Origin of the sequence: Nocardioides marinquilinus (genome assembly GCF_039543705.1) — a bacterium.
Classification (GTDB): Bacteria; Actinomycetota; Actinomycetes; order Propionibacteriales; family Nocardioidaceae; genus Nocardioides; species Nocardioides marinquilinus.
Genome location: NZ_BAABKG010000004.1, coordinates 157688 through 178841, shown reverse-complemented (window position 1 = coordinate 178841; position 21154 = coordinate 157688). Strand labels below are relative to the sequence as shown.

Below are 21154 nucleotides of genomic sequence, written 5' to 3'. Positions count from 1 at the left end.
GTGAAATTCCTCAGAACGGGGCTGGCCGTGGCGATGGTCGGGGTGGCCCTGTCGGCCACGCCCGCCGCGCCGTCGCTCGCTGCCGCGCCCACCACCCCCAAGGCGGCGGCAGACGACCCCTCGCTCCTCTCCCAGATGCGTCAGGAGGCCGACGGCACGCTGCGCAGCTCTACCGAGCGCGCGACGGGCAAGCTCGGCTTCGTCGGCGTCCGCGGCGCCGACGACGACCTGCTGCCCGGTGTGGCCGGCCGCACGGTCGCCCAGGCCGTCTCGAAGGCCGACGGCTACCTCGCCGACTACGCCAAGGCCTTCGGTGCCGACGCCAAGCAGCTGGTGCGCAACGACGTCTCGACCGACGGCTACGGCCGCACGATCACCTACGTGCAGCGCTACCGCGGCGTCAACGTCTACGGCGCCGAGCTGCGCGCGCACGTCGCGCGCAGCGGCGAGCTGACCTCGGTCAACGGCGAGCTGGTCCCGTTCGAGGCGGTCGACACCACCGCCGACCTGTCCGCCGCCGAGGCGGGCAAGCGTGCCGTCGCCCTCGTGAAGGCGCAGCCGCCGGCCACCGACGGCGCGATCGGCCTCAAGGGCCTGCGTGCCGACAAGGTCGCCCTCGTCGTCTACAAGCGCGGCCTGCTGCAGGGCCTGACCAACGGCGCCACCGAGCTGGTCTACCAGGTCGAGGTCACCAACGGCTCCAGCGTGCGCGACATGGTCTTCCTCAACGCCGACACCGGCAAGGTCGTCAACCGCTACACGATGCTGGCCGACGCCCTCGAGCGCGAGCTCTACGAGGAGAGCCCCGACACCGCCCCCGTGTGGAAGGAGGGCGACGCGTTCCCCGGTGACCTCAACGAGGACCAGCAGAACCTCGTCCGCTCCGCCGGCGAGACCTACTGGCTCTACAAGAACACCTTCGGTCGTGACAGCTACGACGGCGAGGGCGCGACGATGAAGACGGTCAACAACGACCCGCGCATCAACTGCCCCAACGCCAACTGGAACGGCGTCACCACCAACTACTGCGACGGCGTCACCTCCGACGACGTGGTCTCGCACGAGTGGACCCACGCCTACACCGAGTACACCCACGGCCTGATCTACCAGTGGCAGTCGGGCGCGCTGAACGAGGGCTACTCCGACATCTTCGGCGAGACCCTCGACCTGCTGAACGACCGCGAGGACGAGGGCGAGGGCGACATCAACGCCCAGCGCCCCGACGGCCTCTGCTCGCAGTTCAGCCCGGCCCGTCCGCTGCTGACCATCAACGCGCCGTCCGACATCGCGAAGGACTGCCTCACCGGCGGTGCCTCCTTCGGTGAGCAGCTCGACGCCGAGGGCATCACCGGCGACGTCGTCATCGCCGAGGACGCCGCCGAGGCCGGTGGCACGACCACCGACGGCTGCTCCGACTACACCAACCAGGCCGAGGCCGCCGGCAAGATCGTCATGGTCGACCGCGGTCTGTGCTCGTTCGTCGAGAAGGCCCAGAAGGCCACCGAGATGGGCGCCGCGGCGCTGATCATCGGCAACCGCGACGACGCGCCGATCGGCATGTCGGGCGACAACCCGGACGTCGTCACCACCGTCTCGATCGGTCTGACCGACCGCGAGTCGATCCGTGACGCCGTCGAGGCCGGCGACACCGTCAACGTCACCATGCGCGACGCCTCCGGCGACGACAAGGCCAACTCCTACCGCTGGCTGATCGGTGAGAAGTCGGGCTCCTTCGGCGGCGCGATCCGCGACATGTGGAACCCGACCTGCTACGGCGACCCGGGCAAGGTCTCCGACGCCGAGTACAAGTGCTCCACCGACGACAACGGCGGCGTGCACGGCAACTCCGGCGTCATCAACCACGGCTACGCGCTGCTGGTCGACGGCGGCACCTCCAACGGCGTCACCGTCGAGGGCCTCGGCTTCGACAAGGCGCTCAACATCTACTACCGCGCGATGACCGAGTACCAGACGCCGGCGAGCAACTTCGTCGACCACGCCGACTCGCTCTACGCGGCCTGCACCGACCTGGTCGGCAAGGCCTACAACAAGGTCGAGATCGGTGGCCCCGGCGGCTCCAACGCCCCGGTGCGCTCGGCCAAGAAGATCAGCCTGGCCGACTGCGACCAGGTCAACAACATGGCCGAGGCCGTCGAGCTGCGCCTCGACCCGACCGAGCAGTGCGGTTGGGAGCCCCTGTTCGAGCAGGGCGCGCCCCAGCCCGCCGACTGCGGTGACGGCTCGTCCGTCTCGCTGCTCAGCGAGGACTTCGAGCAGGGCCTGACCAACTGGTCGCTGTCGTCGTTCAACCCGTACGGCGGTCTGACGCAGAAGTGGAAGACCGTCCGCGAGCAGGACTACTACGGCGACCACACCAGCGCGGTCGCCTACGGCCCCGCCCCCGACCGCGGCGCCTGCGACGGTGGCACGAACGACTTCTCCAGCGTCGACTACATGACCAGCCCGGTCATCACGGTGCCGGCGAACGCGTCGTCCCCGCGCATGGCGTGGGAGCACTCGATCGCCTCCGAGGTCGGCTTCGACGGCGGCACGGTGCAGGTCAAGGTCGCCGACGGCGAGTGGGAGACGGTGCCGGCCGAGGCCTACACCTTCAACGCTCCCGGCCGTCTCTCGACCGCGGCCGAGCAGAACACCAACCCGCTCGCGGGCGAGCCGGGCTTCACCGGCACCGACCCGAACAAGCTGTACTCCGAGTGGGGCACCTCCGCCATCGACCTGACGCAGCTGGAGACCCCGGTCGCGGCGGGCGAGGAGATGCAGGTCCGCTTCGCCATCGGTCGTGACGGCTGCGGCGGCTCGCTCGGCTGGTTCGTCGACAACGTCGAGCTCGTCGCCTGCGCGGACGACGTCCCGACCGTCACCGCCCAGCGCCACACCCCGGAGCCGGTCACCGTCGGTGAGCCGCACAGCATCACCGCCACCGTCACCGGCACCACCGCGGACGTCGTCGCCACCATCGGTGGCGAGGAGGTCGGCCGGGCCACGCCTCCGGCCGAGGGCGGCACGGTCACCATCGACCTGCCCACCGACCTGCCGGTCGGCACCCACGAGGTGACCCTCACCTCGGGCAGCGCGACGGACACGATCACCATCACGATCGTGGCGAAGCCGAGCGCCTTCGCGGTCTTCCAGCGCACCCCGGAGCCCTCGACCTACGGCGAGCCCAGCATCCTCGAGATGCTGCTCGAGGCCGAGGACGCCACCGGCACGGTCACCGTCCGCACCGGCGGGCAGCAGATCGGCACCGGTGAGGTCGACCAGGGCTACGCGGGCGTCGAGCTGCCCGCCACCCTGCCGGCGGGCAACCACACCCTGCGGGTCATCTACTCGGGCGACGACACCTACGCGCCGACCGAGGACACCGTGGCGATCGTCATCAACAAGGCCGGCACGACCACCACGGTCACGCAGGCCCCGAAGACGGTCAAGCGCACCAAGACCGCCACGGTCCGCGTCAAGGTCGACCCGGCCGCGCCGGGCACCGTCGTCCTGAAGTCCGGCGGCACGAGCTTCGGCTCGGCCAAGGTCGTCAACGGCGTCGCGAAGATCACGACGCGCAAGCTGAACAAGGTGGGCACGTTCCGCATGACGGCGACCTACCAGGGCGACAAGAACCACTCCGCCAGCAGTTCGGCGGTGTTCGTCATCAAGGTCGTGAAGTAGTCACCACCACGACCTGAGCTCCACCACGAGGCCCCGCCGGGATTCCCGGCGGGGCCTCGTGCTGTTTGGGGGGCCGGGAGGGGGCGGGGGGCTGGGAGCGGTGCGCCAGCCACCGTTCCGGCGTCCCGGACCGTGGCCCATGCACCGCTCGCTGGCTCGGGGCAGTTGGGCGGTGCGCCAGCCACCGATTCGGCGTGCGCGACCGTGGCCCACGCACCGCTACCCGGCCCGGGGCGGTTGGGCGGTGCACCAGCCACCGTTCCGGCGTCCCGAACCGTGGCCCACGCACCGCTCCCCGGCTCGGCTCCCGTGGGCGGTGAGCTGGTTACCGTTCCGCCCCTCGAAACGGGAACTGAGACACCGCCACCCCGACCCGACCCAGGTGGGCGGTGAGCTGGTTCCCGTTCCGCCCCTCGAAACGGGAACTGAGACACCGCCACCCCGACCCGACCCAGGACGGCGGTGAGCTGAATACCGTTCCCGACCCCGAAACGGGAACTCAGACACCGCCACCCCGACCCGACCCAGGAGGGCGGTGAGCTGGTTACCATTCCGCACCCGGAAACGGGAACTGACACACCGCCACCCCGACCGACCCCGGCCAGCGGTGAGCTGGTCACCGTTCCCGCCGGGCAGACGGGAACTGACACACCGCCGCCCCCACCCACGCGCGCAGGCTCGCCGCGCCGCCTCAGGCCTCGACGACCACCGGGATGATCATCGGGCGGCGGCGGTGGGTGTTGTTGACCCAGCGGCCGACGGTGCGGCGCACGATCTGCTGCAGCTGGTAGGAGTCGGTGGTGCCGTCGCGCATGGCGGCGTCGAGGGCGTCGATGATGGGCTGCCGGATGTCGTCGAAGGTGGCGTCGTCCAGGGCGTTGCCGCGGGCGTGGATCTCGGGGCCGCCGGAGACCTTGCCGCTCACCGAGTCGACGACCACGATCACCGAGATGAAGCCCTCCTCGCCGAGGATGCGGCGGTCCTTGAGGTCGGTCTCGGTGACGTCGCCGACCGTCGTCCCGTCGACGAAGACGTACCCGCAGTCGACCTTGCCGGAGACGGTCGCGACGCCGTCGACGAGGTCGACCACGACGCCGTCCTCGGCCACCACCACGTTCTGGACGCCGGTGGCGCGGGCCAGCTCGGCGTTGGCGAGCAGGTGGCGGATCTCGCCGTGCACCGGCATCACGTTGGCCGGCCTGACGATGTTGTAGCAGTAGAGCAGCTCGCCGGCGCTGGCGTGGCCGCTGACGTGCACGAGCGCGTTGCCCTTGTGCACCACGCGCGCCCCCCAGCGGGCCAGGCCGTTGATGACGCGGTAGACGGCGTTCTCGTTGCCGGGGATCAGGCTGCTGGCGAGCAGGACGGTGTCGCCCTCCTCGATGTGGACGAAGTTGTGGCTGCGCTGGGCGATGCGGCTCAGCGCGCTCATCGGCTCGCCCTGGCTGCCGGTGCTGACCAGCACCTGCCGCTCCGGCGGCAGGTCGGCCAGCTGCTTGGCCTCGACCAGGACGCCGCCCGGCACCGTCAGGTAGCCGAGGTCGCGGGCGATGCCCATGTTGCGCACCATCGACCGGCCGACGTAGGCGACCTTGCGGTTGTGGGCGACCGCGGCGTCCAGCACCTGCTGCACCCGGTGGATGTGCGAGGCGAAGCAGGCCACGATGATGCGCTGCTTGCTCTCGCGGAAGACCTGGTCGATGACCGGGGTGATCGACTTCTCGGCGGGCGTGAAGCCCGGCGTCTCGGCATTGGTGGAGTCGGTGAGGAAGAGGTCGACGCCCTCCTCCCCCAGCCGCGCGAAGGCGCGCAGGTCGGTGATGCGGCCGTCGAGCGGCAGCTGGTCCATCTTGAAGTCGCCGGTGTGCAGCACGGTGGCGGTGCCGGTGCGGATGGCGACGGCCAGCGCGTCGGGGATGGAGTGGTTGACCGCGATGAACTCGAGCTCGTAGGGCCCGAAGATGATCCGGTCCCCCTCCTTGACCGCGTGGTGCACGGTCTCGCGCAGACGGTGCTCCTGCAGCTTGCTGCGGAGCAGCGCCAGGGTCAGCGCCGAGCCCACCAGCGGGATGTCGCCGCGCTCGCGCAGCAGGTAGGGCACCGCGCCGATGTGGTCCTCGTGGCCGTGGGTGAGCACGAGCGCCTCGATGTCGTCGAGGCGGTCACGGATGGGCGCGAAGTCGGGGAGGATCAGGTCGACGCCGGGGTGGTGGTCCTCGGGGAACAGCACGCCGCAGTCGACGACGAGCAGCCGGCCGCTGTGCTCGAAGACGGTCATGTTGCGACCGACCTCGCCGAGGCCGCCGAGCGGGATGACGCGCAGGCCGCCGTCGGGCAGGGCCGGGGGTGCGGACAGCTCGGGGTGCGGGTGACTCACGTGGGTTCCTTTGCAGATGGGAGAGGGCTCACAGGAGCCCGGCGGCCTCGAGGCCGTGGCGCAGCGCGGCCACCTCGCCGTCGTCCAGCGGCACCAGGGGCCCGCGGACGTTGCGGTTGGAGAGGACGCCGGCCAGCTCGAGCGCGGCCTTGGCGGTGGTGGCGCCGTAGTGGGTGACGCCCATGACGGCGGTGAAGGCGGGCAGCAGGCGGCGGAAGCCCGCCAGTGCCCCGGCGGGGTCGCCGGTGAGGAAGCGGTCGATGACCTCGTGCAGCTGGACGCCGGCGACGTGCCCGACGACCGAGACCAGCCCGGCCGCGCCGTGCGCGAGGTAGCCGAGCAGCAGCGCGTCGTCGCCGGAGTAGACCGAGTAGCCGAGGTCGGTCAGGCCGACGACGGCGGTGGGGTCGCCGGTGGCGTGCTTGACGCTGACGAACGCGTCGAGCTCGGCGCACCGCTCGTAGACCTCGAGCGGGATGGCCTGCCCGGTGCGCCCGGGGACGTCGTAGAGCATCACCGGCAGGTCGGCCGCCGCGGCGACCTCGGTGAAGTGGTGCAGCTGCCCGGCCGGGCCGGGCTTGTTGTAGTAGGGGGTGACGAGCAGCATGCCGTCGACGCCGACCTTCTCGGCCTGCCGGGCCAGCTCGGCCGAGTGCGCGGTGGCGTTGGTGCCGACGCCGGCGATCACGACGGCGTCGGAGCCCACGGCGTCCTTGACGGCGCGGAGGATCTCGCCGTCCTCCTCGACCGTCGTGGTGGGGCTCTCGCCGGTGGTGCCGCTGACCACGACGCCGTCGTTGCCGTGCGCGACCAGGTGCGCGGCGATGGCCGCGGTGCCGTCGAGGTCGACCCGGCCGTCGTCGTGGAAGGCGGTGGCCATGGCGGTGAGCATCCGGCCGAAGGGCGCTTCGGGGGTGACGCTCATGGCTCCACGCTATCGGTGGTCACCACGCGCGTGCGTCACCTGTCCCCGCGCGCGGGTCGGCGGCCGCGACGAGGCGGGCCTCGGAGCCGTCGCCGTGCCGCACGAGCAGCTGGGCGTGGCCGATGCCGCGCTCGCGTGCGTGGACGTCGTGCCCGAGCGCCCGCAGGTCGCGCGCCCAGGCCTCGGGGGCGGCGTCCTCGAGCAGGACGGCGGGCTCGACCCGGCCGTCGGGGCCGGGCTGCCAGGTGTCGAACCCGGTGCCGTCGCGGCCCTCGAGCGCCCACCGGGGCCGGGCGAGGGCTTCCGCGGGCGTGGCACCCGTGGCGAGCGCGTCGAGCAGCTGCAGCAGGATCTGCGGCTGCGCGTCGCCGCCCATGGTGCCGAGCGCGGTGACGGTGCCGGCGTCGTGACCGCCCGCGAGCCGCAGCGCGGGCACGAGGGTGGTGGTGGGACGGCCGCCGGGGCGCAGCAGCGCGGGCGAGTCGGGGTCGAGCGAGGCGCCGATGCCGCGGTTGTGCAGGAACACGCCGACCTCGCGCACGGCGAGGCCGGAGCCGAAGCCCGAGGCGTTGCTCTGCGAGAGCGAGACCACGAGGCCGTCGCCGTCGGCGACGCACAGGTAGGTGGTGCCGCCGGAGCCGGCCGGCCAGTGCCCCGGCGCGCGGCGGTGCGGGTCGACGGTGGCGGCCTGGGCGGCGAGGCGGCCGGGGTCCAGCAGGGCGGCGGGGTCGGCGTCCTCGTGCAGCACCTCGAGCCGGTCGCCGCCGACGGCGCGGGCGGCCTCGACGAGCAGGTGCGGGTCGCCACCGCCGAGGGCGCCGACCGCGTGGGCCACGTGCGCGCCGGCCAGCACGAGGTGCCCGGCGGTGGGCGGCGGGGTGCTGAGCAGGACGGCGTCGCCGACGCGCAGGCGGGCGGGCGTCGTCCACCCGGCCTGGTCGCGGGCCAGGTCGGCGTCGCTGAACAGACCCGGCGCGAGGGCCTGCAGGCCGCGGCCGAACGCGCCGCCGTACCAGGCGTCGCGTCCGTCGCGCCCGATCGCGGCGAGCGCCGCCGCGAGGGCCGGACGACGCCGCCGGTCGCCCGCGGCGACGGGCAGGTCGCCGACGAGCTCCTCTCCCCCGGCCACGTGGGCGACCGAGGGCAGCGCGGCGGCCAGCAGCGGCGTGACCTCGAAGCCGTCGGTGGCCAGGGCGACGGCCGGCTCGAGCAGGCGGGCGAGCGGCAGCCGGCCGTGCCGGGCGTGCAGCGCCGTCCAGCCGTCGACGCACCCGGGCACGGTGACCGCGCGCGGGTCGCCCTGGTGCGGCACGCGCCGGTGGCCCTCGGCCCGCAGCCGGGCGGCCTCGCTGTTCGAGCCGAAGCGGCCCACGGCCAGCAGCGCCTCGACGTCGCCGGTGGGGGTGCGCACCAGCGCCACGAGGTCGCCGCCCGCCCCGCACAGGTGCTGGCCGGTGACCGCCAGCACCGCGTTGGCGCAGACCGCGGCGTCGGCGGCGCTGCCGCCCTCGCGCAGCACCGCCTCGGCGGCGGCCGTGGCGCGGTGGTCGACCGTGGCGACGGCGCCGTTCACCGGCCGCTCACAGGTGCGGCACGACCTCGGCGGCGACGAGGTCGAGGTGGTCGAGGTCGTGCAGGTCGAGGACCTGCAGGTAGACCCGCTGCGAGCCGGCCTCGGCGTAACGGCCGAGCGTCTCGAGCGCCTGCTCGGGCGTGCCGACGAGCACGCCGGAGCCCTGCCGCAGCTCGTCGAGGTCGCGGCCGATGGCCTGCGCCCGCCGCGCCAGCTCGGCCGCGTCGCTGCCGATGCAGGTGACCAGCGCGTTCGACCAGCGCATCGTGGCGGGGTCGCGACCGGCGTCCTCGCAGGCGCGGCCGACCCGCTCGACCAGCGTGCGCGTGGTCTCGACGTCGCTGAACGGCACGTTGAACTCGTCGGCGTGGCGGGCCGCCAGCGCGGGAGTGCGGCGCTTGCCGCCCCCGCCGATGATGATCGGCACGCGCTCCTGGGCCGGCTTCGGCAGCCCGGGGCTGTCGGCGACCTGGTAGTGCCGGCCGTCGTAGGAGAACCGGTCGGGGCCCCAGAGCCCGGTGACGACGTCCAGCTGCTCCTCGAAGCGGTCGAAGCGTTCGCCGACGTCGGGGAACGGGATGCCGTAGGCGGTGTGCTCGGCCCCGAACCAGCCGGCACCGAGGCCGAGCTCGACGCGGCCGCCGCTCATGCGGTCGACGCCCGCGACGCTGATGGCCAGTGGCCCGGGATGACGGAACGTCGCGCTCGTCATCAGCGTGCCGAGGCGGATGGAGGTCGTCTCGCGGGCCAGGCCGGCGAGGGTCACCCAGGCGTCGCTGGGGCCGGGCAGGCCGTCGCCGCTCATCGCGAGGTAGTGGTCGGAGCGGAAGAACGCGCCGAAGCCGAGGGCCTCGGCGCGCAGGGCCACCGCGAGGAGGTCGTCGTACTCGGCGCCCTGCTGGGGCTCGGTGAAGATGCGCAGGTCCATGGCCCCACCTTGCCAGCCGACCCGGCGGACGACGCAGGGCCGCGTTAGCCTGCGCGACGTGCTGGCGATGCCGAGCGCCGGGTTCTGCTTCCTGGCCATGACCAAGACCGGCTCGACGGCCGTCGAGTCGGCGCTGGGGCGCTACGCCGAGATCGCGGTACGGCGTCCGCCGCGGCTCAAGCACATGTCGGCACGCACCTTCGACTCGGTGTGGGCGCCGGTGCTCGAGCACTACGGCCACCCGCGCGAGAGCTACGAGCTGACCTGCGTGGTGCGCGAGCCCGTGGCGTGGGCGCACTCGTGGTTCCGCTACCGCGCCCGGCCCGAGGTCGCCGGCCGCCCGAACTACACCGGCGACCTGACCTTCGCCCAGTTCGCCGAGCGCATCGTCGCCGGCGACGTCGACCTCGGCTCGTCGGCCCGCTTCGTGCGCACCCGGCCCGACCGCCCCGACGTCACGCACGTGTGGCGCTACGAGAACCTCGGCGACGCCGTGGCGTGGATGGCGGGCCGGCTCGGCGTCGACGTCCCCGAGGTCGCCCGGGTCAACGCCTCCCCCGACCGCCCCGACGACGGCATCGACCCCGCCGTCCGCCGGATGCTTGAGCGCCACTTCGCCGCCGACCTCGCCGTCTACGAGGCCGCCCGCTGAGCCCTGGCGTCAGGTGGTGACGCGCTCGTACCAGACCCGCTCGTAGCCCTCGAAGACCTCGCGGTCGGTCTCGACCCAGCGGTCGGGGTCGATGGGCGGGTAGAACGCGTCGCCCTCGGGCTCGAGCGGCACCTCGGTGACGATCTGCTCGGTGGCGAGCGGCATGGCCTCGGCGTAGACCTGGGCGCCGCCGGCCACGACCACCTCGCCCTCGCGGGTCGCGGCGAGGCCGAGCGCCTCGAACATCGAGCGGGCCACCAGGACGTCGTCGCGCCCCGGCGTCCAGGCGGGGTCGCGGGTGAGCACGATGGTGGTGCGCCCCGGCAGCGGCCGACCGATCGACTCGTAGGTCGTGCGCCCCATCACCAGCGTGTGGCCCAGGGTCAGCGCCTTGAACTCGGCCTGCTCCCCCGGGATCGACCACGGGATGTCGGGGCCGTCGCCGATGACGCCGTTGCGGGCCACGGCGGCGACGAGGATGACGCGCTTCACGGGCCGCAGGCTACGGGTCGGGGCCGCGGCACGGGCCCCGGCCCCGCGCGAGGACGTCGGCGTGCTCCGTGCGAGGTCTCGAGGCTCGGCCGGGCCGGCCTCGCACCTCGACCACCGTGGAGCCGGCCCGGACGATGGTCGAGGTGCGAGGAGCCCACCGACGATGGTCGAGGTGCGAGGAGCCCACCGACGATGGTCGAGGTGCGAGGAGCCCTGGCGACGAGCCTCGAGACCGCCGGGCCAGCCGGGACGACGCGAGCACCCGACGGCCGAGTGCCTCAGCAGGCGAACTGGCGCCGGTAGGCCTGCGGGCTGACGCCGCGGGCGCGGGAGAAGTGGTGCCGCAGCGTGGCGGCGTTGCCGAAGCCGACCTCGGCGGCGATCTGGTCGACGGAGTTCTCGGTGCGCTCGAGCATCTCCTCGGCCAGCTGCAGCCGCTGCGCGGTGACCCAGGCGTGCGGGGTGGTGCCGGTCTCGTCACGGAAGCGCCGGGCGAAGGTGCGCGGCGACATGTGGGCCTTGCGGGCCAGCGTCTCGACGTCGAGGTCGTCGGCCAGGTGCTCGTTGGCCCACGCCAGCACGGCCCCCAGCGTCTCGGCCTGGTAGTCGACGACCTGGCGGGCGATGAACTGCGCCTGCCCGCCGTCGCGGTGCGGGGGGACGACGATGCGGCGCGCCGTCGCGGCGGCCACCCGGGCGCCGAACGTCTGGCGCATCAGGTGCAGCGAGGCGTCGATGCCGGCGGCGCTGCCGGCCCCGGTGACGATCGTGTCGGACTGCACGTAGAGGACGTCGGGCCGCACGATCGCGCGCGGGTAGCGCTCGGCCATGACGTCGGTGAAGCGCCAGTGGGTGGTGCACTCACGGCCGTCGAGCAGCCCGGCCTCGGCGAGGATGAACGCGGCCGTGCAGTGGGCGTAGACGAACGCGCCGCGCGCGTGGGCGGCGCGGGCCACCTCGAGCACGGCGGGGTCGAAGCGCAGGAAGTCGTGGGTGGGCGAGAAGCAGACGAGGTCGGCGTCCTCGGTGGCCTCGAGGCCGAGGTCGACGTGCAGGTCGAAGCCCGACCGGCCCTCCACCCGCCCCGGCCGGGGCGTGCAGACGCGGAAGTCGAAGACCGGGGTGTCGTCCTCGGGGTGCTCGGGCTCGCCCCAGACCTCGACGAGCGAGCCGAGCCCGAACGGCTCGGCCTGGTCCTGCACGACGACGGCGACGGTCTTCACGCTCCGCAGCCTAGGCCGGAACTGGCAGGAAATCGACCAGGACCGGCATTCCTGCCACTGGTGGCAGGATCACCGTGGGAGCAGGATTACTGCCATGAGCATCCTGTTGATCGTCCTGGTCCTGTCCCTCGCCGCCATCGCCTGGAGCGTGCGCGCCGTCCTCCACGACGGGCCCTCGGCCCGCCCGCCCCGCTCGCACGGCGTCGACACCGACTTCGTCGCCCCCACCGTCCGCGGCGCCTACGAGCGTGCCGCCTGACCCGCCCACCCGCCCCCACCGACGACGACGGCCCGGCCCCCTCTCGGGGACCGGGCCGTCGTGGCGTTCGGTTCTGCTTCGTCGTGCTGGCTCAGCGAGCCGGGGGGCCTGGGATCAGGCGCCGCCGCCGGTGAGCTTGTCGCGCAGGGCCTGCAGCGCCTCGTCGGAGGCGAGCGAGCCGCCGTCCTGACCGGACTCGTCGTCGCTGCCACCGCCGGAGGAGTAGGACGTCGCCTCGCCGGCCTCGGCCTCGGCGGCCTTGGCCTCCTGCTGCTGCTTGACGTGCGCCTCCCAGCGGGCGTGCGCCTTGGCGTACTGGTCCTCCCAGACCGCACGCTGCTCGTCGAAGCCCTCGAGCCACTCGCCCGTCTCGGGGTCGAAGCCCTCGGGGTAGACGTAGTTGCCCTGCTCGTCGTAGGTCGCCGCCATGCCGTACAGCGTGGGGTCGAACTCCTCGACGTCGGAGGCGGCCGCGGTCTCGTTGGCCTGCTTGAGCGACAGCGAGATGCGACGACGCTCGAGGTCGATGTCGATGATCTTGACCATCACGTCGTCGCTGACCTGGACGACCTGCTCGGGGATCTCCACGTGGCGCTCGGCCAGCTCGGAGATGTGCACCAGGCCCTCGATGCCCTCCTCGACGCGGACGAACGAGCCGAAGGGCACCAGCTTGGTGACCTTGCCCGGCACGATCTGGCCGATCTGGTGGGTGCGGGCGAAGTGCTGCCAGGGGTCCTCCTGCGTCGCCTTGAGCGACAGCGAGACCCGCTCGCGGTCCATGTCGACGTCGAGCACCTCGACGGTGACCTCGTCGCCGACAGCCACGACCTCGCTCGGGTGGTCGATGTGCTTCCACGACAGCTCGGAGACGTGCACCAGGCCGTCGACGCCACCGAGGTCGACGAAGGCACCGAAGTTGACGATGCTCGAGACGACGCCCTTGCGGATCTGGCCCTTCTGCAGCTGGGTCAGGAAGCCGTGGCGCACCTCGGACTGGGTCTGCTCGAGCCACTGGCGGCGCGAGAGCACCACGTTGTTGCGGTTCTTGTCGAGCTCGATGATCTTCGCCTCGAGCTTCTGGCCCACGTAGGGCTGCAGGTCGCGCACGCGGCGCATCTCGACGAGCGAGGCGGGCAGGAAGCCGCGCAGACCGATGTCGAGGATCAGGCCGCCCTTGACGACCTCGATGACGGTGCCCTCGACGACGCCGTCCTCCTCCTTGACCTGCTCGATGGTGCCCCAGGCACGCTCGTACTGGGCGCGCTTCTTGGACAGGATCAGGCGACCCTCCTTGTCCTCCTTCTGGAGGACGAGGGCCTCGACGGCGTCACCGACGGAGACGACCTCGTTGGGGTCGACGTCGTGCTTGATCGACAGCTCGCGCGAGGGAATGACGCCCTCGGTCTTGTAGCCGATGTCGAGCAGGACCTCGTCGCGGTCGACCTTGACGATGGTGCCGGCGACGATGTCGCCGTCGTTGAAGTACTTGATGGTCTGGTCGATCGCGGCCAGGAAGTCCGCTTCGGAGCCGATGTCGTTGACGGCCACCTGGGGCGCGTCGACGTCGAAGTCGGCGAAGTTGAGAGTGCTTGTCATCTGGGAGTGGGATCCTCGGGGTGGACAACGTGTCGGGGCACGCGAGAAGCCCGGTTTCACCATCGACGAGAGCCGGTCTCGTGAGAGACCCTTTCAACAGCGAGCCGCGGTCCGCTCCGTACGGGACGACGGCAGACCTCTGGCGCAGTGGCCGAGTCTACGCGCGGGCGCGAAGACCCGTCCAACCGGCGTCGTCCGGGGGCGCGGCCGCCGGGTCGCGGGTGCGGGCGATCGCGAGCAGCAGGTCGTGGCCGCGGGCGGCGACCGGGTTGGCCTCACGGCGCGAGGCGAGGTCGACGAGCGCCCACAGGTCGGCGGCGCGGGCCAGGGCGAGCGCCGGCGCGGAGGCCACGCCGTGCCGGGCTCCGTAGGCCGCGAGGACGGCGTCGGCGTAGGCCGGCGCGCGCTCGAAGCGCAGCACGTTGCCGAGGTCGGTGAAGGGATGGCCGGCGTGGGCGTACTCCCAGTCGAGCAGGCCGGTGACGGCGAGGGTGTCCGGGTCGACGAGCAGGTTCTTGGGGTTGAGGTCGCTGTGCACCAGGCAGCGCCGCGCGACGGTGTCGAGCAGGTCCTGCGCGGCGTCGGCCACCTCCAGCAGCCCGGCCTGCTCGTCGCGCGTCCAGTGCCGCAGCCCGTCGAGGTGGGTCTCGACGTAGGTCGGCAGCGCATCGGGGACGCCGTCCCACGGCTCGACCAGCAGGTCGCGGTCGCGGACGACGAACCCGCCGGCCCGCGGCATCGGCATGCCGCCGAGGGCCGCCACCAGCTCGCCGACCGCCGTGCCGAACCGGGCCAGCCCGGCGTCGTCCAGCCGCGGGAGCACGAGGTCGCCGCGCTCCCCCGGCAGCAGCGAGGTGACCAGCAGGGCGGGCGCGAAGCTGCCCGGCGGGCCGGGCGGGCGCACCTCGAGCACGTCGGCCACCGGCAGCAGCCCGTGCACCAGCCGCAGCAGCGCGGCGTCGACCTCGGCGCGGTCGGGGTCGCGGACGCAGATGCGCACCACCACCCGCTCGTCACCGACGGCGCCGAGGTAGGTCTCTCCCGACCAGCCGCCGTCGAGGGGCTCCAGCGATGCGAGGTCCACCGGCGCGAGACTACGGTTCGACCATGCCGGACGCCGACCCGTTCGCGCCCGACTCGCGCCACCACCCGCCGCTGCCCGACTCGGTGCGCTCCACGCGCCGTCCGGTCGACGAGGCCACCTCGCGGCGGGCGAACGGGCCCGACTGGGACCGCTACGCCGACGAGTACCAGGCCACCCACGGCGCCTTCCTCGGCGACGCCGGCTTCGTGTGGGGACCCGAGGGCCTCACCGAGGACGACGCCCGCGCGCTCGCCCCGCCGGGCGGGCTCGCCGGACGCGACGTCCTCGAGGTCGGCTCGGGCGCCGGCCAGTGCTCGCGGTGGGTGGCCACCCAGGGCGGACGGGCGGTCGGCCTCGACCTGTCGTTCCGCCAGCTGCAGCACGCCCACCGCCTCGACGCCGAGACCGGCGTGCGGGTCGTCTCGGTGCTCGGCACCGCGACCGCGCTGCCCTTCGCCGACGCCAGCTTCGACGTCGTCTTCTCCAGCTTCGGCGCGCTGCAGTTCGTGCACGACATCGCGACCGCGGTGGCCGAGACAGCCCGCGTGCTGCGGCCCGGCGGCCGCTTCGCCTTCTCGATCACCCACCCGCTGCGCTGGGCCTTCCCCGACGATCCCGGCGAGGAGGGGCTCGTGGCCAGCCAGTCCTACTGGGACCGCACCCCCTACGTGGAGGTCGACGACGCCACCGGCGAGGTGACCTACGTCGAGCACCACCGCACGCTCGGCGACTGGGTCGGGCTGCTCGCCGGTGCCGGGTTCGCCCTCACCACGCTGCTCGAGCCGGAGTGGCCCGAGGGGCACGACCGGGTGTGGGGCGGCTGGTCGCGCACCCGGGGGCTCGTCGTCCCGGGCACCGCGGTGCTCGGCGCCGACCTGCGCCCTTGAGGAAAACTTGAGCAGACGTTCGGGGTTTCTGCTGCCCGAACGTGAACAGCCCGTCTATAGTTCTTCCTACCGAGCCGCTGGTGACCCGAGACGCCAGCGGCTCGGTTCTTTTTTCCCTCGACCTCATCGCCTCTTCGCGGATTCTCCTGCGGGGCCGGGGCAGGTCGTCCTAGAGTCGGGTCACCGCGCCGCTGGTGACCCGAGACGCCAGCGGCGCGGTCTCACGTTTTCGCGCGGACGTCGGTCAGTCGGCGTCGCTGGCGAGGTCCTCGTCGTGCGTGCCGGGCCGCGGCGCCCACGGCAGCTCCTTGGCCGGGCGGACGACGATCAGCCGGTCTCCGCGGGCGAGCAGCGCGACCACGGGGTCGAAGTAGCGGTAGACCCGCTCGTCGCGCACGACCGCGATCACCTGGTCGGGCAGCGTCTGCGGCTGCTTGCCGACCTCGGCGACGAGCAGCTCGCGCTCGGCCACCTCGAGGCCCTCGCCGTAGCTGAGCAGGTCCTCCATGACCGTGCCGAGCATCGGCGAGACGGTGGAGAGGCCGAGCAGCCGGCCGACGGCGTCGGAGGAGGTGATGACCGAGTCGGCGCCCGACTGCCGCATGAGCGGCGCGTTCTCGTGCTCGCGGACGGCGGCCACGATGTAGGCGTCGGGGCTGAGCTGGCGCACGGTGAGGGTGGCGAGCACGTTCGAGTCGTCGCGGTCGGTGGTGATGATGACCTGGTCGGCCTTGGCGACCCCGGCGCGCCGCAGCACGTCGCGACGGGTGGCGTCGCCGGTGATGACGGCGAGGCCGTCGGCGTGCGCCTCGGCCAGCGCGCCCGAGGAGGGGTCGACCACGACGATCTCGTCGCGCTCGAAGCCGTTGTTGAGCAGCGTCTCGACGGCGCTGCGGCCCTTGGTGCCGTAGCCGACGACCACCACGTGCTGGCCCATCTTCCTCCTCCATCGGGAGACTCGGATCATCTCGCGGCCCTGCGAGGCGAGCACCTCGAGGGTGGTGCCGATCAACAGCACCAGGAACCCGATGCGGGCCGGGGTGATGACGAAGGCGTTGACCAGCCGGGCGGTGTCGCTGACCGGCGCGATGTCGCCGTAGCCGGTCGTGCTCAACGTGACCGTCGTGTAGTAGATCGCGTCGATGAGGCTGATCTCGTTGGCGGGGTCGTTGTTGTCGTTGTAGCCGGTGCGGTCGAAGTAGACCAGCAGCACGGTGCCGACCAGGATGCCGAGCGCCATCAGCACCCGGCGGGTCAGCTCCCACCACGGCGACCGGGTGCGCTCGGGCAGCGCGATGCGGCCGCGCTGTGCCTCGTCCCGGTCGCTCACGGCCACGCGCGGAATCTATCCCTCGGCCTGGCGCTCACGCGTCACCGCGGTGCGCAGGCGCTGCGTCATCAGCTCGAGCCGCGCCCGCGCGGTGTGCTTCTGCGGGAAGACCTCGTCGAAGGCGGCGTTGACGGCGGCACCGATCAGCACCGCGAGCGCGACGAGGTAGAGCCACAGCAGCACCGCGATCGGCGCGGCGAGCGGGCCGTAGATCGAGCGGGAGTCGGCGGCGGTCACCGTGAGCACCCAGCGCAGGACGGCCGACCCCACGATCCACGCGACGAGCGAGAACGTGGCGCCCGGCAGGTTGAAGCTCCAGCTCGTCCGCACCGGCACCGAGACGTGGTAGAGCGTGGCCAGGAAGCAGATGCAGACCACCACCACGACCGGCCAGTAGAAGCCCATCAGGAGGTGCAGCCGGTCGGGCAGCGCATCGCGCACCAGGCTCGGCCCCGCCACCAGCAGCGGCAGCGAGACCGCGCCGGTGAGCACGGCCAGGATGTAGAGCCCGAAGGCCAGGGCCCGGGTCTTGACGATCCCGCGGTGCCCGCCGAGCCCGTGCATGATCGTGATGGTGTCGACGAAGACGTTGAGCGCGCGCGAGCCCGACCACAGGGCGAGCACGAAGCCCACCGAGATCACGTCGAACCGCCCACCGCCGAGGACGTCGTCCAGGGTGGGCTCGATGACGTTGGCGACGGCGCTGTCGGTGAGGAACGCGCCGCACAGGTCGACCACCGCCTGACGCACCTGCTCGACCTGCGCGGGGTCGAACTGCCCGGTGACGTAGCCGATCGCGCCGGCGAGGGCGAAGATCAGCGGCGGCACCGAGACGACGGCGAAGAACGCGCCCTCGGCCGCCAGGCCCGTGACGCGGTGGCGCAGGCACGAGCCGACCGTGGTGACGACCAGCCGCCAGGTGACGTGGCGCAGCCGGTCGAGGCGGCGGCCCGACGACGCCGCGTCGGCCCGGCCGGCCGCGTCGGGGCTGTGCGCCGTCATCCCGCCACGCTAAGGCCGCGGCCCCCCGCGGGCGGGGAGGCGGGGCGCACGCCCCCGGGCTACTCCGGCGCCGGCTCGTCCGACGCGGCGGCCAGCTCGACGAGCACGCCGCGGAAGGTGGCGTAGCGGCGCTCGCCCACGCGCTCGCGCCACCGGTCCTCGAGCCGCGCCAGGCCGCGGGTGACCGCGCGGGCGCGCTGGTCGCCGAGGCGGGTGCGCCGCACCACCCGCACCCGGGCGTCGTCCGGGTGGGGCTCCGAGGTCAGGTGGCCGCTCGCGACCAGCGGGGCGACGAGCTGGCCGCAGCCCTGCTTGGTCATGCCGAGGCGGGCGGCGAGGTCGGTGACGCTCGTGCCGTCCCGCGGGACGGCCTGCAGCAGCCGCAGGTGCGAGAGGCGCAGACCGCGCCACTCCTCCCCCGCGAACGCCGCGCCGACGTCGGCGAACAGCGCCCCGAGCAGGTCGGCCACGTGGGGCTCGTCGTCGCGCTCGCCCTTGACGGAGACCATCAAGCGACTTTACCGTCTCGAGATCGTCAAGCCGCTTGACCGATCGGGGCCACCATGACCGACCGCGCCGCCCTCGGGCCCGCCGACGTCGACGACGACCGCCTGGCCGTGATGGTCGAGGCTCTGCTCGGCGAGCCCGCCCGCGTCGTCGCGACACGGGTCGAGCCGGTGGCCCACGAGATCCCGGCCCTGACCACCGTCGGGCGGCACTGGGTGCACGTGACGGCGGAGACCGCGGCGGGCGAGCGCGACGTGCGGCTGTTCGTCAAGCACGTGCAGGCCTGGCACCACTCGCCGTTCTTCGCCTCCGTGCCGCCCGAGGCGCGGCAGATGGCCGCCGCCTCCTACCCGTGGCGCACCGAGGGCGCCGTGTACCGCTCCGACCTGTGCGACCGGCTGCCCGCGGGTCTCTCGATGCCGCGGGCGCTCGCCGTGGTCGACCTCGAGCCCGACGCGCAGGCGCTCTGGCTCGAGGACGTCACCGCGCCGCCGGCGCCCTGGGACGACGCCCGCTACGCCCGCGCGGCGCGGCTGCTCGGCCGGCTCGCGGCGAGCCCGGCCGTGGCCCCGCTGGCCGACGTCGGCGCCTTCGACTGGTCGGTGCTGCACTACGTGCACGGCCGGCTGGCCCCCGACGTCGTCCCGCGGCTGCTCGCCGACGACGCCTGGGCGGCGCCGGAGGTGGCCGGGGCCTTCGAGCCCGCCCTGCGGACGCGGCTGCGCGAGGCGGCGGGGCGCGTGGCCGACCTCGGGGCCGAGCTGGCCGCGCTGCCCCGGACGACGTCCCACGGCGACGCCTGCCCCAACAACCTGCTGCCGTCGACCGACCCCGACGGCTTCGTGCTGGTCGACTTCGGCTTCTGGCTGCGGCAGCCGGTGGGCTTCGACCTCGGTCAGCTGCTCGCCGGCGAGGTGCAGCTCGGCCGCGACCGCTGCGACGTCGCCGCGCTGGCCGCTCGCGACGAGGCCTGCCTGGCGGCGTACGTCGCCGGGCTGGCCGACGAGGGCCTCGACCTCGACCCCGCCCTGGTGCGGCGAGCCCACGCCGTGCAGCTGTTCCTGTTCGCGGGCGTCTCGAGCGTGCCCGAGGGCCCCGTGACAGCGCAGCAGGCCGAGGCCCGGGCCGCGTTGGCGACCCACAGCCTCGGCCTGCTGGCCCTGACGGACTGACCGGAGCGGCCCTCAGACCCGCTCGGGGGTCTTCTCCAGGCTCGGGGTCGTGCTCGCCGGGGCCGGCTCGCCGACGTCCTCGTGCTCGTCGAGCATCGTGGCCTCGTCGAAGGGCACCTCGCCGGCCAGCACGCTCGTGAGGCGCTCGTGGTCGTAGCTGCCGGTCCACTTGCCGACCAGCACCGTGGCGACGGCGTTGCCGGCGAAGTTGGTGACCGCGCGGGCCTCGGACATGAACCGGTCGATGCCGACGATGAGGCCGACGCCGTCGACCAGCTCGGGGCGGTGCGAGCTCAGGCCGCCGGCCAGGGTGGCCAGGCCGGCGCCGGTGACGCCGGCGGCGCCCTTCGAGGCGATCATCATGAACAGCAGCAGCGAGACCTGCTCGCCGATCGACAGCGGGTCGCCCAGCGCCTCGGCCACGAACAGCGAGGCCATGGTCAGGTAGATCGCGGTGCCGTCGAGGTTGAAGGAGTAGCCGGTCGGGACGACGACGCCCACGGTGGCCTTGTCGACGCCGGCGTGCTCCATCTTGGCGATCAGGCGGGGCAGGGCCGACTCGGACGACGAGGTCGACACGATCAGCAGGAACTCGCGGCCGAGGTAGCGCAGCAGGCTGAAGATGCTGATGCCGGTGGCCAGGCGCAGGATCGTGCCGAGGACGGCGAAGACGAAGATGCCGCAGGTGACGTAGAAGCCGATCATCAGCACCGCGAGGCTGCGCAGCGCGTCGACGCCGGTGGCGCCGACCACGGCGGCCATGGCGGCGAAGGCGCCGACCGGGGCGGCGTACATGATCATCGCGAGCACCCGGAAGACGACCCGCTGCGCGTGACCGATGCCGCGCAGCACCGGCTCGCCGGCCCGGCCCATCTTCTGCAGCGCGAAGCCGACGAGCAGCGCGATCATCAGCGTCTGCAGCACGTCGCCGGACGTCAGGCCCGAGAGCAGGGAGTCGGGGATGATGCTCTGCAGGAACTCGGTGGTGCTGCCGTGGCCCTCGGCGGCCTTCTCCTGGCCGGTGCTGCGCACCGCGTCGGTGACGCGCAGGCCCTCGCCCGGGTGCAGCAGGTTGCCCACGACCATGCCGATGGCGAGCGCGAAGGTCGACATCGAGATGAAGTAGACGAGCGCGAGGCCGCCGACCTTGCCGACCTTGGCGGCGTTGGCGACCGAGCCGACGCCGATGACGATCGTGCAGAAGATGACCGGCTGGATCATCATCCGGATCAGGTCGACGAACGACTCGCCGATCGGCTTGAGGCCCACGGCGAAGTCGGGGGCCGCGATGCCGGTGCCGATGCCGAGCAGGACGGCGATGATGACGGCGATGTAGAGGTAGTGGGTCCTGTTGCGGGGCGGACGGCGGGTCTCGCCGGCTGCGGTGGTGCTCATGGTGCCTCCCGGTGCTGGGCCCGGCTGCTCCGGGCACCGCCCAGCGTCGTGCCGACTGTGAGCCGGGT

Annotated in this window: 17 protein-coding genes; 5 read left to right on the top strand and 12 right to left on the bottom strand. The window is 73.0% G+C overall.

Annotation, left to right across the window (positions count from 1 at the left end):
* Entirely contained in the window at positions 1-3684 is a 3684-nt protein-coding gene (locus tag ABEA04_RS16265) for a M4 family metallopeptidase (protein WP_345460883.1), read from the top strand.
* 691 nt (positions 3685-4375) lie between these two features.
* Here the strand turns inward: ABEA04_RS16265 and ABEA04_RS16260 are convergent.
* The 4 genes from ABEA04_RS16260 to ABEA04_RS16245 are packed head-to-tail and all read right to left on the bottom strand — an operon-like array spanning position 4376 to position 9487.
* Positions 4376-6061, bottom strand: coding sequence for a ribonuclease J (locus ABEA04_RS16260; RefSeq protein WP_345460880.1), 1686 nt, complete (start codon positions 6059-6061; stop codon positions 4376-4378).
* A 28-nt stretch (positions 6062-6089) separates the two neighbouring features.
* Positions 6090-6986 carry a 4-hydroxy-tetrahydrodipicolinate synthase gene (gene dapA / locus ABEA04_RS16255; RefSeq protein WP_345460877.1) on the bottom strand — a complete coding sequence of 299 codons (897 nt, stop codon included), beginning with the start codon at positions 6984-6986 and terminating at the stop codon, positions 6090-6092.
* A 19-nt stretch (positions 6987-7005) separates the two neighbouring features.
* Entirely contained in the window at positions 7006-8559 is a 1554-nt protein-coding gene (locus ABEA04_RS16250; protein WP_345460874.1) for a gamma-glutamyltransferase, read from the bottom strand.
* 7 nt (positions 8560-8566) lie between these two features.
* Positions 8567-9487, bottom strand: coding sequence for an LLM class F420-dependent oxidoreductase (locus ABEA04_RS16245; RefSeq protein WP_345460871.1), 921 nt, complete (start codon positions 9485-9487; stop codon positions 8567-8569).
* Positions 9488-9545: 58 nt separating this feature from the next.
* Here ABEA04_RS16245 and ABEA04_RS16240 point away from each other — a divergent pair, with 58 nt between their 5' ends.
* Positions 9546-10139 (top strand): hypothetical protein, encoded by a 594-nt coding sequence (locus ABEA04_RS16240; protein WP_345460868.1) that lies wholly within the window; start codon positions 9546-9548, stop codon positions 10137-10139.
* A 9-nt stretch (positions 10140-10148) separates the two neighbouring features.
* Here ABEA04_RS16240 and ABEA04_RS16235 read toward each other — a convergent pair whose 3' ends face one another.
* Both ABEA04_RS16235 and ABEA04_RS16230 read right to left on the bottom strand, forming a co-directional pair.
* On the bottom strand, positions 10149-10631 hold the full coding sequence (locus ABEA04_RS16235; protein ID WP_345460865.1) for a dihydrofolate reductase: 483 nt from the start codon (positions 10629-10631) through the stop codon (positions 10149-10151).
* Positions 10632-10909: 278 nt separating this feature from the next.
* Positions 10910-11854, bottom strand: coding sequence for a GlxA family transcriptional regulator (locus ABEA04_RS16230; RefSeq protein ID WP_345460862.1), 945 nt, complete (start codon positions 11852-11854; stop codon positions 10910-10912).
* A 94-nt stretch (positions 11855-11948) separates the two neighbouring features.
* Here ABEA04_RS16230 and ABEA04_RS16225 point away from each other — a divergent pair, with 94 nt between their 5' ends.
* Entirely contained in the window at positions 11949-12113 is a 165-nt protein-coding gene (locus tag ABEA04_RS16225) for a hypothetical protein (RefSeq protein ID WP_345460859.1), read from the top strand.
* Positions 12114-12227: 114 nt separating this feature from the next.
* Here ABEA04_RS16225 and rpsA read toward each other — a convergent pair whose 3' ends face one another.
* Positions 12228-13709 (bottom strand): 30S ribosomal protein S1, encoded by a 1482-nt coding sequence (rpsA, locus tag ABEA04_RS16220; RefSeq protein ID WP_345460856.1) that lies wholly within the window; start codon positions 13707-13709, stop codon positions 12228-12230.
* A 157-nt stretch (positions 13710-13866) separates the two neighbouring features.
* On the bottom strand, positions 13867-14793 hold the full coding sequence (locus ABEA04_RS16215) for a phosphotransferase family protein (protein WP_345460853.1): 927 nt from the start codon (positions 14791-14793) through the stop codon (positions 13867-13869).
* A gap of 23 nt (positions 14794-14816) precedes the next feature.
* Between ABEA04_RS16215 and ABEA04_RS16210 the strand changes: the two genes are divergently transcribed.
* A complete protein-coding gene (locus ABEA04_RS16210) occupies positions 14817-15680 on the top strand; it encodes a class I SAM-dependent methyltransferase (RefSeq protein WP_345460850.1) in 864 nt (287 codons plus the stop codon).
* A 244-nt stretch (positions 15681-15924) separates the two neighbouring features.
* On the opposite strand, the gene ABEA04_RS16205 is transcribed toward ABEA04_RS16210, so the two are convergent.
* The 3 genes from ABEA04_RS16205 to ABEA04_RS16195 form a co-directional block, all read right to left on the bottom strand.
* On the bottom strand, positions 15925-16920 hold the full coding sequence (locus ABEA04_RS16205) for a potassium channel family protein (RefSeq protein ID WP_345461778.1): 996 nt from the start codon (positions 16918-16920) through the stop codon (positions 15925-15927).
* Between the two features lie 105 nt (positions 16921-17025).
* A complete protein-coding gene (locus ABEA04_RS16200; RefSeq protein ID WP_345460847.1) occupies positions 17026-18012 on the bottom strand; it encodes a YihY/virulence factor BrkB family protein in 987 nt (328 codons plus the stop codon).
* A gap of 59 nt (positions 18013-18071) precedes the next feature.
* The gene (locus ABEA04_RS16195) at positions 18072-18521 is read right to left on the bottom strand and encodes a MarR family transcriptional regulator (RefSeq protein WP_345460844.1); all 450 of its coding nucleotides are present in this window, start codon (positions 18519-18521) and stop codon (positions 18072-18074) included.
* A gap of 54 nt (positions 18522-18575) precedes the next feature.
* On the opposite strand from ABEA04_RS16195, the gene ABEA04_RS16190 reads away from it, so the two are divergent.
* Positions 18576-19691 (top strand): phosphotransferase, encoded by a 1116-nt coding sequence (locus ABEA04_RS16190; protein ID WP_345460841.1) that lies wholly within the window; start codon positions 18576-18578, stop codon positions 19689-19691.
* A 12-nt stretch (positions 19692-19703) separates the two neighbouring features.
* Here ABEA04_RS16190 and ABEA04_RS16185 read toward each other — a convergent pair whose 3' ends face one another.
* The gene (locus ABEA04_RS16185; RefSeq protein ID WP_345460838.1) at positions 19704-21086 is read right to left on the bottom strand and encodes a cation:dicarboxylate symporter family transporter; all 1383 of its coding nucleotides are present in this window, start codon (positions 21084-21086) and stop codon (positions 19704-19706) included.
* Positions 21087-21154: the final 68 nt, after the last annotated feature.